The organism is Vibrio sp. QJM3NY_27, from assembly GCF_057785955.1.
In genome coordinates this window covers 3,132,670-3,148,261 of record NZ_CM173511.1, presented here as the reverse complement: position 1 = coordinate 3,148,261, position 15,592 = coordinate 3,132,670, and the positions used below count along the sequence as shown (strand labels likewise).

Annotated in this window: 14 protein-coding genes and 1 riboswitch; of the genes, 8 read left to right on the top strand and 6 right to left on the bottom strand. The window is 44.7% G+C overall.

Going from position 1 to position 15,592, the window contains the following annotated elements:
• Positions 1-25: 25 nt before the first annotated feature.
• The 3 genes from zrgA to AC3CIA_RS14070 form a co-directional block, all read right to left on the bottom strand.
• On the bottom strand, positions 26-763 hold the full coding sequence (zrgA, locus tag AC3CIA_RS14080) for a zinc uptake protein ZrgA (protein ID WP_488518254.1): 738 nt from the start codon (positions 761-763) through the stop codon (positions 26-28).
• A 41-nt stretch (positions 764-804) separates the two neighbouring features.
• Positions 805-1,095: a DUF2607 family protein gene (locus AC3CIA_RS14075; protein WP_017078801.1), complete on the bottom strand. Its 291-nt coding sequence runs from the start codon at positions 1,093-1,095 to the stop codon at positions 805-807.
• A gap of 90 nt (positions 1,096-1,185) precedes the next feature.
• The gene (locus AC3CIA_RS14070; protein WP_017078800.1) at positions 1,186-1,737 is read right to left on the bottom strand and encodes a YtfJ family protein; all 552 of its coding nucleotides are present in this window, start codon (positions 1,735-1,737) and stop codon (positions 1,186-1,188) included.
• Positions 1,738-1,989: 252 nt separating this feature from the next.
• Between AC3CIA_RS14070 and AC3CIA_RS14065 the strand changes: the two genes are divergently transcribed.
• Positions 1,990-2,190, top strand: coding sequence for a DUF1107 family protein (locus AC3CIA_RS14065; RefSeq protein ID WP_004735283.1), 201 nt, complete (start codon positions 1,990-1,992; stop codon positions 2,188-2,190).
• An 83-nt stretch (positions 2,191-2,273) separates the two neighbouring features.
• Here AC3CIA_RS14065 and AC3CIA_RS14060 read toward each other — a convergent pair whose 3' ends face one another.
• Positions 2,274-3,596, bottom strand: coding sequence for an IS4 family transposase (locus AC3CIA_RS14060; protein WP_488518169.1), 1,323 nt, complete (start codon positions 3,594-3,596; stop codon positions 2,274-2,276).
• A gap of 139 nt (positions 3,597-3,735) precedes the next feature.
• Entirely contained in the window at positions 3,736-4,365 is a 630-nt protein-coding gene (gene msrA, locus AC3CIA_RS14055; protein ID WP_017092969.1) for a peptide-methionine (S)-S-oxide reductase MsrA, read from the bottom strand.
• 195 nt (positions 4,366-4,560) lie between these two features.
• On the opposite strand from msrA, the gene tamA reads away from it, so the two are divergent.
• The 4 genes from tamA to AC3CIA_RS14035 all read left to right on the top strand — a co-directional run bounded on the left by tamA (position 4,561) and on the right by AC3CIA_RS14035 (position 10,874).
• A complete protein-coding gene (gene tamA / locus AC3CIA_RS14050; protein WP_488518253.1) occupies positions 4,561-6,273 on the top strand; it encodes an autotransporter assembly complex protein TamA in 1,713 nt (570 codons plus the stop codon).
• Positions 6,270-10,028 (top strand): autotransporter assembly complex protein TamB, encoded by a 3,759-nt coding sequence (gene tamB / locus AC3CIA_RS14045; protein ID WP_488518252.1) that lies wholly within the window; start codon positions 6,270-6,272, stop codon positions 10,026-10,028. The genes tamA and tamB overlap by 4 nt, the downstream gene beginning before the upstream one ends.
• Before the next feature lie 49 nt (positions 10,029-10,077).
• On the top strand, positions 10,078-10,434 hold the full coding sequence (locus tag AC3CIA_RS14040; RefSeq protein WP_146456670.1) for a gamma-glutamylcyclotransferase family protein: 357 nt from the start codon (positions 10,078-10,080) through the stop codon (positions 10,432-10,434).
• An 83-nt stretch (positions 10,435-10,517) separates the two neighbouring features.
• Positions 10,518-10,874 carry a DUF2799 domain-containing protein gene (locus AC3CIA_RS14035; RefSeq protein WP_146456668.1) on the top strand — a complete coding sequence of 119 codons (357 nt, stop codon included), beginning with the start codon at positions 10,518-10,520 and terminating at the stop codon, positions 10,872-10,874.
• A gap of 91 nt (positions 10,875-10,965) precedes the next feature.
• Here AC3CIA_RS14035 and fbp read toward each other — a convergent pair whose 3' ends face one another.
• Positions 10,966-11,976, bottom strand: coding sequence for a class 1 fructose-bisphosphatase (gene fbp / locus AC3CIA_RS14030; RefSeq protein WP_065207457.1), 1,011 nt, complete (start codon positions 11,974-11,976; stop codon positions 10,966-10,968).
• A 270-nt stretch (positions 11,977-12,246) separates the two neighbouring features.
• On the opposite strand from fbp, the gene mpl reads away from it, so the two are divergent.
• From mpl to thiB, 3 genes are all read left to right on the top strand, one after another.
• Positions 12,247-13,605 (top strand): UDP-N-acetylmuramate:L-alanyl-gamma-D-glutamyl-meso-diaminopimelate ligase, encoded by a 1,359-nt coding sequence (gene mpl / locus AC3CIA_RS14025; protein WP_065207456.1) that lies wholly within the window; start codon positions 12,247-12,249, stop codon positions 13,603-13,605.
• Between the two features lie 37 nt (positions 13,606-13,642).
• Complete coding sequence (locus AC3CIA_RS14020) at positions 13,643-14,266, top strand: flavin prenyltransferase UbiX (RefSeq protein WP_016787846.1); 624 nt, start codon at positions 13,643-13,645, stop codon at positions 14,264-14,266.
• Positions 14,267-14,309: 43 nt separating this feature from the next.
• Positions 14,310-14,429, top strand: a riboswitch (TPP riboswitch).
• A gap of 53 nt (positions 14,430-14,482) precedes the next feature.
• Positions 14,483-15,475 carry a thiamine ABC transporter substrate binding subunit gene (gene thiB / locus AC3CIA_RS14015; protein ID WP_146456662.1) on the top strand — a complete coding sequence of 331 codons (993 nt, stop codon included), beginning with the start codon at positions 14,483-14,485 and terminating at the stop codon, positions 15,473-15,475.
• The last annotated feature ends 117 nt before the right edge of the window (positions 15,476-15,592 follow it).

The following is a 15,592-nucleotide window of genomic DNA, read 5'->3' as shown; positions in this document are numbered from 1 at the left end:
TACGTTTAATTCAATCTAATACTGATTAGAATCGAAAACTAATACGATCTGCGTTAAGCACTTCTTGAATTTGAGCGCTGTCAGTTAGCAGGTTTACCGTCATTGATTTTGTGTTGCTGAACTTAGAGAACCATTGAGTGCTCACCGTATCTAGCTTCGCAATGTCTGAACATTGGTAGTGATACTCAACCGTGAATTCACCGTGGCCACCTTCTGAATGGTCATGGCCTTCGTGGTCATCATGACCGTGTTCTGCATGGTCATGGCCTTCGTGGTCGTCATGATCGTGTTCCGCGTGGTCATGGTCTTTGTGGTCGTCATGATCGTGCTCAGCGTGGTCATGGCCTTCGTGGTCGTCATGTTCGCCTTCCGCGTGGTCATGGCCTTCGTGGTCGTCATGTTCGCCTTCAGCGTGGTCATGGCCTTCATGGTCATCATGATCGTCTTCTAGGGTGTTCGTCACTGACTTGAACTTCAAAGTACAGCTTGCATTGTTGAAACCAAATAGTTCTTCTGGCTTGTTCAGTTGCGCGATAGCTTGTTCAAACACTTTCTTTTGCTCGGCAGTTTCTGGAGCATGTTCAAAGCCAACCACATCAGCGCCGGGAGCTGTTACTTCAACAAGCAGCTCTTGCCCATCTTGAGCGATGTTCACTTCAACTTTACCGTGCACGTGTGCTTCGTGAGAGCGGAATTCTTCGTTAGCTAGAACATTCGTTGAGACAGTCATGCCGATAACAACGGCTAAAATAGTAGGTTTCATGTTTTTTTCCTGAATAAAGGTTAATTAAAAAGTAGTGGTAATTAAGCGATATTTACAGGAGGTGAACGTGCTAAATAAGCGAAATACAGGCGCTGTAACGAAATTACTGACTCTGTAATAGTGGCTGTAAATTCTGAATGGAACTCTGGAACTTGTGGCAGTGAGTGCGCAGTAATGAACTGATTTATCGAAAACAGCTCACAGTGATGCGAAGTGTGGTGATCGGGGTCAATATCCACCATATGTGTTGCCGCTAACACGCTTAACATGAGCATCAGCCCAAGCAAGAAGCCTGTTTTGCGTTTCACATTGTTAGGTGTGTTTTGCCACATGAGTATGATTAACCACAGAATTAAAAAAGGATACTGTTATAATATAACAATATCCTTTGGTCAGGTCTCGAAAAAGACGCGAATATCTTATTAAAGGCTCGCTTTAATCAACTCAATGACTTGAGTGACTTCTGATTCGTTTAATGCCCCTTCTTTAACAAACAAGATTTTACCTTGCTTGTCTTGAACGATAATCGCAGAGCTTTCTTCTTTTAAAGCCCATGATGACGCTACCGTGCCGTCTTCATCTAGCACCATAGAAGACCATGGAAATTCTTCTTTGCTACTTTCTGCTGACGATTTAACAAAAGACCCAGTACCCCAAATCGCATCATCTTGGTTGATGATGGTCGTGGTTTGGTAGCTGTCTTCTGAGAATTTAGATGCTGTAATGGCTGCCATCAGTGGTGCGTTGAGCTCTTTCGAGCTGCTACGGCCTGCAATAGCTTGAACGACGCGAACTTTACCTAGAAGATCATTGGTTGCCCAAGCTTGATATCCGGTATTTCCGTCGTTTAGTACGATTTCACCATAGTTGCTAACATCGACAGCAGGTAGAGTTGTACCTACAGATAGGTTGTGAGCATTGGCGAAGAGTGGAGAGGCTGCGGCTAAAAAAGCCAGTAGAGTTTTGTTTTTCATTATATTTTTGTTCCGCTTATTGGTTTGCTCTGGAAGTATAATATGAAATTTGAAAAATGCCTCTTTAACTTTTTTATCGTACGACGTAGAAATAAGTTGCAGGCTTGTTACCAAAAGGTATAATGCATCAATATCGAGATGAACAATAGATTATCTTGCTGTTTGCTAAAGGAATTAGCGATTGAATGTGCTTTGAATACGTTAGTGTTTAGGTACGTGACTGTAGTACTCAAATGGAATTGAGGTTGTATTATGTTAAGAAAATTTTCTACTTACCGTCCACATCAGGTGGCACGTTTCGTTAAAGTCCTATTCAAAGGCCAGTTTGCTATTGAGGGTATCGGAGAGTTTCGCTTCGACCAAGGCAAAGTGCTTCTTCCTGAAGTTTCAGACAAACAAAAGCTCACTATTTTTAAAGAAGTTAACGGCACGATTGCTGCGCTGCCGGTGTAACTGACTGTTATAGATTGGCATTGCGTAAAATAGATTTCCAATGAAAAAGGGCTTCCTAGCGGATAATGCCGTTCGGATAAGCATTACTGCTTGAACCTAAACGGATATTTGGCTGGAACAAAGAGGACTGAACGTGGAAACGTTCGGTCCTTTCTTTTATCTGGAAGAATGAAGTGACTCAGACTTTCTCTCATCCTTTTAAGTTTGACTGGTAGGGTTCCGTCTGGACTTAAAGCTAACCAACGTAACTGAGCATCTATAAGGTTAATTGCAGCAGTAAAGCTTACCCTAGTCGCTCGAACCCCGGCTTCTGAAGCTATCTTAACCATCTCTAATCGCACTAAGTTATAGGCAAGTAATACGCCCCAAAGCTCTTGCTTCACACCGGCAGAAAAACGACTTCGTAAAGTGACGTGACTTTGCAGTTGAGTCTGTTTAATTTCACCATAACCCTCTTCAATCTCCCAGCGTTGCCAATAAACACGCAGCAGGCTTTCTAGCGAGTATTTGCTAGGGTCTGTAAGTGAAGTAATAAAACCTTTTATCTCACCTTTTGGCTCTTGATATAGGACTAATCTGGCTTCCCAACGTGCGGGTAAATTCGGATTCTGCCGTTGAGCTTGAGGAGAGATAGGCATTGAAATGAGCATGTCGTTTTCCGCATATTTCTCCAACACTTCATAGCGTAGTTTACGTTTTGCAGGCATTAACCAGTGAGTATTTTCCGCACTCTCTTGCCACGACAACAAAAGGTCTGCCGAGAAATAACAACGATCAAGTAAGGTCAATGAGTGTGCGGGGATATCATTGAATAGGCGCTTAGCTAAGGTCGTTTCACCGACATGACAACCATCAAAAGCCGCCCCCATAATCATTCGTGTTTCTGTTGACATCAAAGCGACTAAACGAAGTTGAGGGTAAGGTTTCAATTTTTTAGAGATGAACCCAAATTCTTCAGCGTTCTCTGTGGAATCTTGACATCTAAATGTTGTTCCATCCACAGCAAGTACATTAAGTTCTAAGTCTCTGTCTTGTTGAAGGATATCTCCGTGCCAAGCCTTCACCGTTGTGTTAAATAGAGCTGCTAATGGGCTCTCATCTAGACGTCGACGTGAATCAGTTAGGACACTAGGTGCGACACGAGACCAACTATCTTCAGGTTTAGGCTGAAGCGCAATGTCTAATGAACTGCATACCTCTTTGATAGACATGTTGCGTTGCAACCCCATCCAAATAACTAACCAGACAGCTTGCTGCGCGGGAAGTCGGCGTCGTCTTATGCTCGCTTTATTTGTTTCAAGAAGAGCTTGTTCTATCCACTCAATCTGAATAGCGTCGACGACAGATTCATAATTATCGGCATCTTCAATGGTCTCGTGTGCCATTGCTAATTCTTGTTCAAGCATAAAAAATCCCCATCAACATTGTTGATGAGGATTATCTTCTAACTGCAGGATCGTTCAAGTCTTCTTAAACGATCGGCATTACTTCCTAGCGGAGCCCTTTTTTAATGGATGTTGTTCTAGTTTGTATGCCTAACACACATTATTGCGGAGGGAAGCACACACCCGTACCACCCAACCCACAGTAACCGTTAGGATTTTTGGCTAGGTATTGTTGGTGGTAGGTTTCTGCGAAAAAATATTTTCCAGCAGGCAGAACTTCCGTCGTGATCTCGTTGCCTAATGATTCAGTCATTGCTCGTTGATATTCACGTTTAGAGTGCTCGGCGACGGCTTGTTGCTGTTCGCTGAATGTGTATATCGCGGAGCGGTACTGAGTCCCTAAGTCGTTGCCTTGGCGCATACCTTGGGTTGGGTTATGGCGCTCCCAAAAGGTCTCAAGTATTCGAGCTAAAGATGTTTGTTCGCTATCAAAAATGACACGAACGACTTCGGTATGACCGGTTTGTCCGCTGCATACCTGCTCATAAGTGGGATTGACTGTGTATCCACCAGCGTAGCCAACGGATGTGGAAATAACACCATCAAGTTGCCAAAACAAACGCTCAGCTCCCCAAAAGCATCCCATACCAAGTAGGACTTCTTGTTGGGAACCCATAGGAGCATCGAGCAAGTCAGTTTGATTGACAAAATGGCGCTCAGTGATTCGGATTGGGTCTGCATTTCCCGGTAATGCGGTTGCTGCGGAAACCAGTTGTTGTTTGTTTAGCATGTTATATTCCTTTTCGCATACGTTTACCGCTTAAGTTAACATTAGATCCAGGTTCATATTAACGGCTGGTTCATATTGATTAAGTCTTTAAATTAGACCGTGTTATTCCAAGATTTATTACAGACTCAATGTCTTTTTAGCGGTATTATTTCTTTTCATTTATTAACGTATTGATAACTTCTTCACCAATTAAGCATGATAAGAAAAACTTTACCAGTTCTGATTGGCACTCTATTGTCATCGACGCTCGCTTTCGCTGATGTTTCCCTTGAAATTAAAGGGCTTAATGGAGCGCTTGAGGATAATGTTGATGCTTATCTGAGTGCGATTCCTGAAGAAGAGTACTCGGTTTCATTAAGGTTCCAATCTCGCTTGGAGTCTATGATAAAAGAAGCCCTGAATGCGTTAGGTTACTACCACCCTAATATCACATTTTCTCACCCCGAAGATGATACCGAAATGACCGTTACGGTTGAGCCGGGAGAGCCTGTTGTTATTTATACCTCAGATATCGTTCTGACTGGTGAAGCCAAAGATGATCCTGACTTTTTGGTTTTAATAGCTAGGAGTAAGCTGTCTAAAGGTTCGATTCTGAATCATGGCAATTATGATTCTTTGAAATCATCGATCCGCAACCTTGGATTAGCGAAAGGCTACTTCGATGGGGCGTATGATCTTAGCAAGCTAGAAGTCGCTCCTGAATTAAACCGCGCTTATGTCCGCCTTCATTATAACAGTGGCATCCGCTATCACTTTGGCACAACCACTGTGACGGGCAGTCAAATTGAAGATGACAAAGTGCAATCTCTCAAGCCGTTTGAAGATGGTGAACCTTACTCAATTACCAAAGTCGGCGAGTACAACCAAAACCTGTCCAATACGGATTGGTTCTCCTCGGTATTTGTTGAACCAGATTTAAGTCAGTTAGGCGAAGGCCGAGAAATCCCGATGAAGGTTAGCCTTGCTCCGCAAGCGCGTAACCAAATCGAAACAGGTATCGGTGTATCAACAGACTTGGGCGTGAAAGGCACTCTCAAATGGAAAAAACCTTGGGTTAACGAGAAAGGTCATAGCTTCAATAGTAGTTTGTCGATCTCCAAGCCCGAGCAGACGATTACCGCGGCTTATAAAATCCCATTGGATGACGTGCTTAATGACTACTATCAAATTAAGTACGGTATGAAGAACTTGGATAACCGAGATACCAAAAGTTTGGAGTCAAACCTCGCCTTAGAAAGGTACTGGCGCCTAGATAACGGCTGGCAACGCACGGTGTTCATTCGATACTTGGTCGAAAACTATGAACAAGGTTTACAAGATGACTTGGCACAGTTTGTTTTGCCGGGTTTCTCTTTCTCACGAACTCGAACGCGAGGTGGTTCGATGCCGATGTGGGGCGATAAACAAACCATTATGTTTGAAGCGGCCGATGATACCTTGTTATCCGAAACTAAGGTTGTTCGTTTTCAAGGCCAAACCGCTTGGATTCGAAGCATTGGCGATAACCACCGAGGCCTAACTCGGCTTCAATTTGGCGGTAACTTTGCCGACGAGTTTGAGAAGCTGTCTCCTTCCCTAAGATTCTTTGCCGGTGGTGATAACAGCATTCGTGGTTACGGTTATGAGTCGATCTCTCCTCGCGATAAAAGTGGTGCATTAACGGGTGCGAAATTCATGGCAACCAGCTCGTTTGAATACCAATACCGCTTGGTTGGAAACTGGTGGGGCGCAGCATTCTACGATATTGGTGATGCATTTAATGACAAACCAGAGTGGAAGCACGGCACCGGTGTTGGGGTGCGTTGGGCGTCCCCCGTTGGTCCAGTGAGTCTAGATTTTGCTTGGGGCCTAGATGCAGCAAAAGGTGATGAGTTCCAGTTACACTTTAGTTTAGGGCCAGAATTATGATCAAAGTGATGGGCAAATTCATCAAGTGGACGTCGATCTCATTGACGTCTATTTTGCTGTTGTTGATAGCCCTGCTCGGTTTTGTTTTGTTCACTAACCCGGGGTTGAACACTGTGCTGTGGGGCGCTGAAAAAGCATTACCACAACTTAAAGTGGAAAGTACTAAAGGAGCCCTGTTCCCAAGCTTTACGCTTAATAAGGTTCAGTTTAAAGATGACAGCCTGCATATCGACACCAAGGTTCAAAAGCTGAACTTGGCTATTAACCCTCGTTGTTTGCTTGATCCTAAGCTGTGTGTTGATCGTTTAGCGATTCAAGGGTTGGACTTCGCATTTACTGAACTGCCTCCACCCTCTACAGAAGAAGTAGAACCGACTCCGCCCCTAACATCAGTGAAAACACCATTACCAATAGTGATCAATCGCATCGCTTTATCTGATATCAAACTGAATATCTTGGGTCATGAAATCGAATGGGGTTTGTTCTCAACCGCTCTGAGCATGCAGGGTGAAACGCTGACGGTTTCGCCAACCTTGTTCAATGACCTAAAAATTAAGCTTGCTGAATCGACAGAAGAACCGCAAACAGAAATTGTAGAACCAGAGGCTGCCACTAAAACGGCTATCGAGTTACCTGAAGTCTTAATTCCTTTGCAGGTTGTACTTGAGCGTTTTGACCTAAACCGTTTCACCTTAGAACAAGAAGCGCCAATTATTGTCAACCACCTTGGCCTTGAAGCTACGGCGGGTAAGCACACGGTAGATGTTTCCACTCTAGAGCTTGATATGCCCCAAGCAAGTGCGAATTTAGCGACGAAGGTTGAGCTCAAGGGGGGATATCCGCTAGAACTTTCTTTGGATGCGTTAGTGAAAGAAACCGACCTTGCTGGTCAGAAATTATCACTAAAAGCACAAGGAAGCGTGGCTAAGCTGCACTTAGATTCTCAGTTTTCTGAGCTGATTGAGGCAAAGCTATCTGGGGATATTCAACCCTTAGAGCCTACTCTACCATTTGACCTTCTTTTAGAGGGCGGACAAGCGCAGTGGCCTCTTACCGGAAAAAGCGATTACCAAGCGACAATTGAGCAATTCAAAGCTAATGGCTCACTAGATGGTTTCAATGTTCTACTTAAAGGTGAGGCCGATGGTAAGAAAATCCCTGAGTTAGCCATCGATCTGCAGGGTAAAGGCACGACGGAACAGATTGAGTTCGAGCGTCTAAAGCTGAATACATTAGGTGGTGAGTTGAATGGTGTGGTCAAAGCTAACTGGAAGAGTCTCGTTAACTGGCAAGCTGATGTAACACTTAAAGACATTCAGCCGGGCCTGCAATGGCCAGAAGCCGAGGGTAACATTAGCGGAAGCATCGTCACCTCGGGTGAGTTGACGGAAGCGGGCGGTTGGGCGATTGAATTGCCTAAACTGGATATTGAAGGGATCTTGCGAGAGTACCCTCTGGATATCGAAGGTCAGTTGTCAGCGTCGGATCGCAGCGCGAGCGGTGAACCAAAGCTGAAAACCAGCGGTTTGAGCTTGGCTCATGGTGTTAACTCGATTAAGGCACAGGGGCAACTTGATAAGCAATGGGACATGGGCGTTGAGATCTTCTTCCCTGAGCTTGCAAAAAGTAGTCCTGAGCTGAAAGGTAGAGTGATCGGTAACATCCAACTTAGCGGCCCAACGAAAGAGCCTGAAGTTGATCTCGCTTTAAATGTTGATAAGGTCGATTGGAATAACGAAGCAACACTAGAATCCTTGTCGCTTAATGGCTCTGTGATCCCTCTTCCATTACCTGAGGCTCAAGCCGATCTTGTACTCAAAGCTAAGAACTTAACCTATCAAGATCAAAGCGTGGAAAGCATTGATCTCACGGTCAGTGGTGGCGAGAAGAAACACACAGTGACACTTGATGTGATATCCGACATCGTGTCGACAAGTTTGGCCATCTCTGGTGAGTTGATTCAAAAGCCTTCTATTATTTGGGATGGGTCGTTAGACCGCGTCAAAATAACCACTCAGCAAGGCCCTTGGGTATTAGATCAACCTGTCGCGATAAAGGCGGATGTCGATAAACAGTTTGCCGATGTTCAAGCGCACTGTTGGAAACAATCTGGTTCGAGTGTGTGTTTGGACGAAGACGTTCGTGTCGGAAAATCGGGTGAGGCCAAGGTGGCCATCAATCAATTTGATTTCGAGCAGATTAAAGCCTTTGTGCCAAAAGAGACGCAATTACAGGGCTTAGTCAATGCGACTGCCCATGCTAAGTGGTCTGAACAAGGTGAGCCGGAGGTTACGGTAAGCGTTGATATGCCGAAAGGTCAGGTTGTTCAACAAGTTGGCGAGCCAATCACACTGGGTTGGGAAAGTATTGCATTGAATGCCCAGCTGAAAGATAACAAACTGGATGCCGATTTTAAGTTGGATGTGTCTGATAATGGTGACCTGTCTGGTACGGTGTCGTTACCGGATATTCTTGCCGAAGACAAAATGGTCGATGCCGCAATTAAGCTGACTACGTTCCACCTCGATTTCTTGCAACCAATCCTAGGTGAGTACAGCCTATTGAAAGCCGACCTTGAGAGTGATCTTCAAGTTAAAGGATCTTTGATGCACCCTCAAGTTTTTGGTCAGTTCTCGGTTGATGGTATTCAAGTCAAAGGCGACGTTACGCCTGTTGATGTGAAAGATGGCCGCATCGACCTCGATTTTGATGGTTATAGTGCAAAACTGGATGCGAATGTAGAAACGCCTGACGGTCATCTTGATATTGAGGGAACCGGGGATTGGCAAGATCTTAAAGCATGGCACTCTAACGTTAGAGTTTTTGCCGATGAGTTGATGGTTGATATCCCGCCGATGGTCAAGGTTAAGGTCGTACCTGATATGACTATTGATGTCACGCCCGAGCTGGCAAAAATTACGGGTGACATAGCACTACCATGGGGACGAATTGTGGTAGAAGACTTACCACCGTCAGCGGTTGGTGTGTCTTCCGATCAGGTTATATTGAACAAAGATCTTGAGCCTGAAAGTGAAGATGCGATCCCATTCAATGTGATGACCAATATTAATATCTCCATTGGTGATGACTTTAAATTGTCTGCCTTCGGTCTTGAAGGCGACTTGGTTGGTAAGCTCAATGTAGCTCAAAAAGACCAAGGCCCATTCATCACTGGTGAAGTGAATATCGTCGATGGTACTTACCAATCATTCGGGCAAGACCTCTTGATCGAAGAGGGTAAAATTCTAATGAATGGTCCACCGGATCAGCCATATGTAGCCATCAACGCGATTCGTAATCCTGACAATACTCAGGACGATGTGACCGCCGGCATTCGAGTGACGGGCCCAGCGACTGAGCCGACCATCGAGATTTACTCTGATCCAGCGATGCCGCAAGCCAATGCGCTGTCTTATATTTTGCGTGGCCAAGATATTGATGGCGAGTCGAGCGGTTCGATGACAACAACCTTGATCGGTTTGAGTTTGGCGAAGAGTGGTAAGGTTGTTGGCGAAATCGGTGAAGCCTTTGGTGTACAAGATTTACAACTGGATACAGCAGGCTCTGGGGATGACTCACAAGTAACGGTAAGTGGCTACATTCTGCCTGGTTTACAGGTGAAGTATGGTGTGGGTATCTTTAACTCGTTAGGCGAGTTTACCGTTCGTTATCGATTGATGCAGGATCTCTACGTTGAGGCTGTATCGGGTCTAGACAGTGCTGTGGATCTTCTCTATCAGTTTGAATTCGAGTAACACTTTAAGCGGTGATTGATTAGCGGATGACGAATGCTAGGGAGTGAGCATGCAGCACCTCGTTTTTGTTTATGGAACATTGAGAAAAGACCAATCGAACCACCACTATTTAAAACCGTGTGAGTGTTTAGGAAGGTTTGACACACCTGAGGAATACGCACTTTTTGATTTAGTTGCGTATCCGGCGATGATTTTCGGAAAGAAAAGTGTCGCTGGCGAGGTCTATATCATTAACGACGAAATTTTGGAGTCGCTCGATCGGCTAGAAGATGTTCCTGTTGAGTATCGTCGCGAGCAAATAGAGACTATATTTGGATTAGCATGGGTATATTTGTATCAGCTTGATCTAACAGCTAATAAAGAAATACTTTCGGGTGACTGGTGTAAGCGGAATAACCCGCTCTAGTGAGTGAACTAATGAAAGCATTCTGACGTAATAGCTAACAGTCTCAATGTACAGGCTAGTCTTTTTTCCATCAGGAGGAAATCATGAAATATCTATTATTGGTGCTATCAGTAATGTTATTCGGTTGTGCGCAAATTCCACCACCAACATCATCGAATGCTACTGATTGGCAGAGCTTTGGCGAAGAAATGGCGATGAAAGGCAAAACGAAGCAGACTGAAGCAAGCTTGGCTGAAGCTGCGTCTTCACCATCAATTGATGCCGATTTGTATGCCGCTTATGGGCAAGGTTATGAAGTCGGAAAAACTCAGTATTGTTCTCAAAACCCAAGAGCGTTAGGGCGTCGAGGTGAGACTTACCTTGGGATTTGCGATGACGTTGATAAATGGTTCCGTTTCAACTTTGAACGGGGGGCTGAATCGAAGTATCAGGTTCGATAATCCGGTAAACAATCACTTAGTGAGCACTAAAAAGCCAGCATATAAATGCTGGCTTTTTTAGTGACGTTATTTTGAGAAATAAGCGAGAGAATTAGTCTCGGTTAAGCTCAAGAAACTCTTCTACTTTGCGAACCATGTCTGTTGAGCCAACAAAGAAAGGTACACGTTGGTGTAACTCAGTTGGTTTGATGTCCATGATACGTTGAGCACCGTCTGAAGCGATACCACCCGCTTGTTCCATAAGGAAAGCAATTGGGTTGCACTCGTAAAGTAAACGCAGTTTACCTTGAGGGTGGCTTTGTGTGCTTGGGTATAAGTAGATGCCGCCTTTCAGCAGGTTACGGTGGAAATCTGATACTAGAGAACCGATGTAACGAGAGGTGTAAGGGCGGTTATCACTCGGCTCATCTTCTTGGCAGTACTTGATGTACTTTTTAACACCGGTAGGGAAGCGGAAGTAGTTACCTTCGTTGATCGAGTAGATCTTACCTTCATCAGGGATCATCATGTTTTCATGAGATAGACAGAAGGTACCCAGTGATGGGTCGTAGGTGAAACCATTTACGCCAGCACCTGTTGTGTAAACAAGCATGGTTGAAGAACCGTAAATTACGTAACCAGCTGCGACTTGTTTGTGTCCAGGTTGTAGGAAATCTTCTTGTGTTGGTGGGGTACCAATCGGTGACACTCGGCGGTAGATAGAGAAAATCGTACCAACCGATACATTCACATCGATGTTTGAAGAACCATCAAGTGGATCCATCAGAACAACGTATTTTGCGTTTTTGTTGAGCTCTTTATTGAAGGCAACAGCTTCGTCTTCTTCTTCACTTGCAACGCCACAAACTTGGTCACGAGCTTCTAGAGCCGCTTTAAATTTGTCGTTCGCGTAAAGGTCTAGCTTTTGTTGCTCTTCACCTTGAACGTTGTCTGTACCAACAGCGCCAGTAATGTCGACAAGACCTGCTTTGTTGATTTCACGGTTAACAATTTTTGCAGCAAGACGAATTGATGACAAAAGGGATGATAGATCACCACTTGCATGGGGGAAATCATTTTGTTTTGCAACAATGAACTCACCAAGGGTGCGCATCTCAGACATGTTATTTCCTTAAACTTCTCTCAATATTAGGGGGGATTTGAGCACTGTAGATTAGGCCTCTTGAGTGGGCTTTATTCATCTAGACGCTTACCTAAATTCTAAAGGTTAGATCTTTTTTATGGTAATGAACTAAGCGACACAGATCTCACTTACTATGTCGACTAAATTTGTTTTGCATTGCTGCTCGCTTTTAATCGCCATTTAATGATAATGAGTGCAAGTAGTTTGATTTAGACATGGCTCATTTAGCCAAGCGTTTGGAAGCAATATATGCATATTCACATCTTAGGAATTTGTGGCACCTTCATGGGTGGTGCCGCGGTATTGGCTCGTCAATTAGGTCACAAGGTTACGGGTAGTGACGCGAATGTTTACCCTCCAATGAGCACTTTGTTGGAATCGCAAGGGATTGAAATTATTGAAGGGTTCGACCCTAGTCAATTAGAGCCAAGGCCTGATCTCGTGGTTATCGGTAATGCCATGAGCCGTGGTAACCCGTGTGTTGAGTATGTATTGGATAATAACCTTAGATACACATCAGGCCCGCAATGGTTGCAAGAATTTCTACTGCATGACCGTTGGGTTCTTGCAGTCTCGGGAACGCATGGCAAGACTACTACATCAAGCATGTTGGCTTGGATCTTGGAAGACTGTGGCTATGCACCGGGCTTCTTAGTTGGTGGTGTGTTGGGTAACTTTGGTATATCTGCTCGCCTTGGTGAAAGCATGTTCTTCGTGGTTGAAGCCGACGAATACGATAGTGCTTTTTTCGATAAACGATCTAAGTTCGTTCATTACCACCCAAGAACCTTGGTCATGAATAATCTTGAGTTCGATCATGCGGATATCTTTGATGATCTTGAAGCGATCAAGCGACAGTTTCATCATTTGGTTCGCACTGTGCCAAGTAATGGTCGTATTTTTTCACCGAAGCAAGATACGGCTATTGAAGATGTTCTTTCTCGTGGGTGTTGGAGTGAGACTGAATCGAGCGGCGAACTTGGCGATTGGGATGCCAAGAAACTGGTTAAAGATGGCTCCAAATTTGAGGTCTATTTCCAAGACGAATGTGTTGGAACCGTAGACTGGGATTTGGTTGGCGATCATAACGTAAGTAATGCCTTGATGGCGATTGCGGCGGCAAGACATGTTGGTGTTACACCCGACTTAGGATGTGAATCACTGGCGGCGTTCATTAATACCAAGCGTCGCTTAGAGTTCAAAGGTGAGGTAGTAGGTGTTTCTGTTTATGACGATTTTGCTCATCATCCTACAGCGATTGAACTTACTCTGGGTGGCTTACGTAATAAGGTAGATACGAAAAAAATCATTGCCGTTTTAGAGCCTCGTTCTGCCACCATGAAGCGTGGTGTGCATAAAGAAACCTTGGCTGATTCTCTTAAACAGGCGGATTCTACCTACTTATTCCAACCAGATAACATTGATTGGTCTGTACAAGATGTTGCCGATGCGTGCCATCAACCCGCACATGTAAGTGATGACATGGATACATTCGTTGCTAGAATTGTCTCAGAGGCACAAGCGGGCGACCAAATCTTGGTAATGAGCAATGGTGGCTTTGGTGGTATTCACCAGAAACTGTTGGATGCGTTGGCACTCAAAGGCTAACTGATCCACGATCTTATATTTTGAAGTAATTGAGAACATGACAAAACACGATAAAGCTATAACCCTCGCTTTCACTGGCGCATCAGGTGCGCCTTATGGCCTGCGTTTACTTGAATGCCTTTTGGCGGCGGATTATCAGGTCTATTTACTGATATCGTCGGCTGCGCGAGTGGTGTTGGCGACCGAGCATGAACTTAAGTTACCTGCAGGACCCGATGCAGCGAAACAAGCTTTGGTTAAACACCTTGGGTGTGACCCCGAAAAGCTGGTGGTGTGTGGCAAAGATGATTGGTTCTCACCGGTTGCCTCTGGCTCTGCAGCGCCGAAGCAGATGGTCGTTTGTCCATGTTCAGCGGGAAGCTTGGCTTCAATTGCTCATGGCTTATCGGATAATCTGATTGAGCGTGCTGCAGATGTGGTCATGAAAGAACGAGGCCAACTGTTGTTGGTGGTTCGTGAGACGCCATTCTCGACGCTGCACTTAGAGAACATGCATAAGCTATCGACTATGGGCGTGACGATCATGCCTGCCGCTCCGGGGTTTTATCATCAACCTAAGTCGATTGAAGATCTGGTCGATTTTATGGTGGCGCGCATTTTGGACCATCTTGGCATCGAGCAAGGTTTAGTGCCACGTTGGGGTTACGATCAACGTAATTGATCCAAACTTGATAGCTTATTGTTAAAATTCGAATTACAATTCTGAACACTCATCGGGGAGCGAACCATTCAAATAATGAATGCGAGCTGAGATCAAGCAAGTGCTTGGGACCCGTAAACCTGAACCAGATAATGCTGGCGTAGGAATTGAGTTAGGAACAACTTCTACCGTTCTCCTCCCTCAAACCTGTGCCGCTCAGACCATGGAGAGCGTCCAGTGAAATTTACATTAACAACTCTTGCTGTTACTACAGCCATCTCTTTTTCTGCCTTTGCTGCAGACAATACCCTAACGGTTTATACCTATGACTCTTTTGCTGCGGATTGGGGCCCTCGTCCTGCCGTTGAAAAAGCATTTGAAGAAAAGTGTGGCTGCGATGTGAACTTTGTCGCGCTAGAAGATGGCGTATCTATTCTGAACCGCTTACGTCTTGAAGGTGGTAACAGCAAAGCTGATATCGTGTTAGGCCTAGATAACAATCTGATGGCTGAAGCGAAAGCGACGGGCTTATTGGCTGAGCACAATGTTGATACGTCTTCAGTGACACTTCCTAACGGCTGGGACGACAGCACCTTTGTTCCTTATGATTTTGGTTACTTTGCGTTTATCTATAACAAAGAGAAACTAGCAAACCCACCTAAGAGCTTGAAAGAACTGGTTGAGCAGCGTGACGACCTCAAGGTTATTTACCAAGACCCACGTACATCTACGCCGGGTCAAGGCATGATGCTATGGATGAAGTCAGTATACGGTGATGAAGCGACAGCAGCTTGGAAGAAACTTGCTCAGAAGACGGTTACGGTTACTAAAGGTTGGTCTGAAGCTTACTCTATGTTCTTAAAGGGGGAGTCGGACTTAGTCTTGTCTTACACAACATCTCCTGCTTACCACATCATTGCAGAAAGTGATTCTAAGTATGCAGCTGCAAGCTTTGAAGAAGGTCATTACACTCAAGTGGAAGTGGCTGCGAAAGTTAAAGGCAGCAAAAATGAAAAACTGGCCGATGAGTTTATGGCGTTTATCTTAAGTGATGAATTCCAATCGGCGATGCCAACTGGCAACTGGATGTACCCAGTGACGGGTATCGAGCTACCCAAAGGGTTCGAGCAGTTAACAGTACCGCAGAAAGCTCTGAGTTTTACGCCTGAAGAAATCGCTGCTAAGCGTAAGCCATGGATTCGTGAATGGCAGAGTGCACTTACTTTTTAAAGGATTAGCTTTCTAGCTTAACTTTCTAAAGATGAGTTTCCTAAAGCTCAGCTTTCTAACTTTCTGTATTTAAAGGTTCGTTCGATATTAACTGAGTGAACCACTTACGGTAAAAAA

Bases quoted from the DNA above. Each gene is read 5' to 3' on its own strand.
- AC3CIA_RS14060 (WP_488518169.1), bottom strand. From the start codon at position 3,596: ATGCTTGAACAAGAATTAGCAATGGCACACGAGACCATTGAAGATGCC.
- msrA (WP_017092969.1), bottom strand. From the start codon at position 4,365: ATGCTAAACAAACAACAACTGGTTTCCGCAGCAACCGCATTACCGGGA.
- AC3CIA_RS14070 (WP_017078800.1), bottom strand. From the start codon at position 1,737: ATGAAAAACAAAACTCTACTGGCTTTTTTAGCCGCAGCCTCTCCACTC.
- zrgA (WP_488518254.1), bottom strand. From the start codon at position 763: ATGAAACCTACTATTTTAGCCGTTGTTATCGGCATGACTGTCTCAACG.
- AC3CIA_RS14075 (WP_017078801.1), bottom strand. From the start codon at position 1,095: ATGTGGCAAAACACACCTAACAATGTGAAACGCAAAACAGGCTTCTTG.
- AC3CIA_RS14020 (WP_016787846.1), top strand. From the start codon at position 13,643: ATGACAAAACACGATAAAGCTATAACCCTCGCTTTCACTGGCGCATCA.
- AC3CIA_RS14035 (WP_146456668.1), top strand. From the start codon at position 10,518: ATGAAATATCTATTATTGGTGCTATCAGTAATGTTATTCGGTTGTGCG.
- AC3CIA_RS14065 (WP_004735283.1), top strand. From the start codon at position 1,990: ATGTTAAGAAAATTTTCTACTTACCGTCCACATCAGGTGGCACGTTTC.
- tamB (WP_488518252.1), top strand. From the start codon at position 6,270: ATGATCAAAGTGATGGGCAAATTCATCAAGTGGACGTCGATCTCATTG.
- fbp (WP_065207457.1), bottom strand. From the start codon at position 11,976: ATGTCTGAGATGCGCACCCTTGGTGAGTTCATTGTTGCAAAACAAAAT.
- tamA (WP_488518253.1), top strand. From the start codon at position 4,561: ATGATAAGAAAAACTTTACCAGTTCTGATTGGCACTCTATTGTCATCG.
- AC3CIA_RS14040 (WP_146456670.1), top strand. From the start codon at position 10,078: ATGCAGCACCTCGTTTTTGTTTATGGAACATTGAGAAAAGACCAATCG.
- mpl (WP_065207456.1), top strand. From the start codon at position 12,247: ATGCATATTCACATCTTAGGAATTTGTGGCACCTTCATGGGTGGTGCC.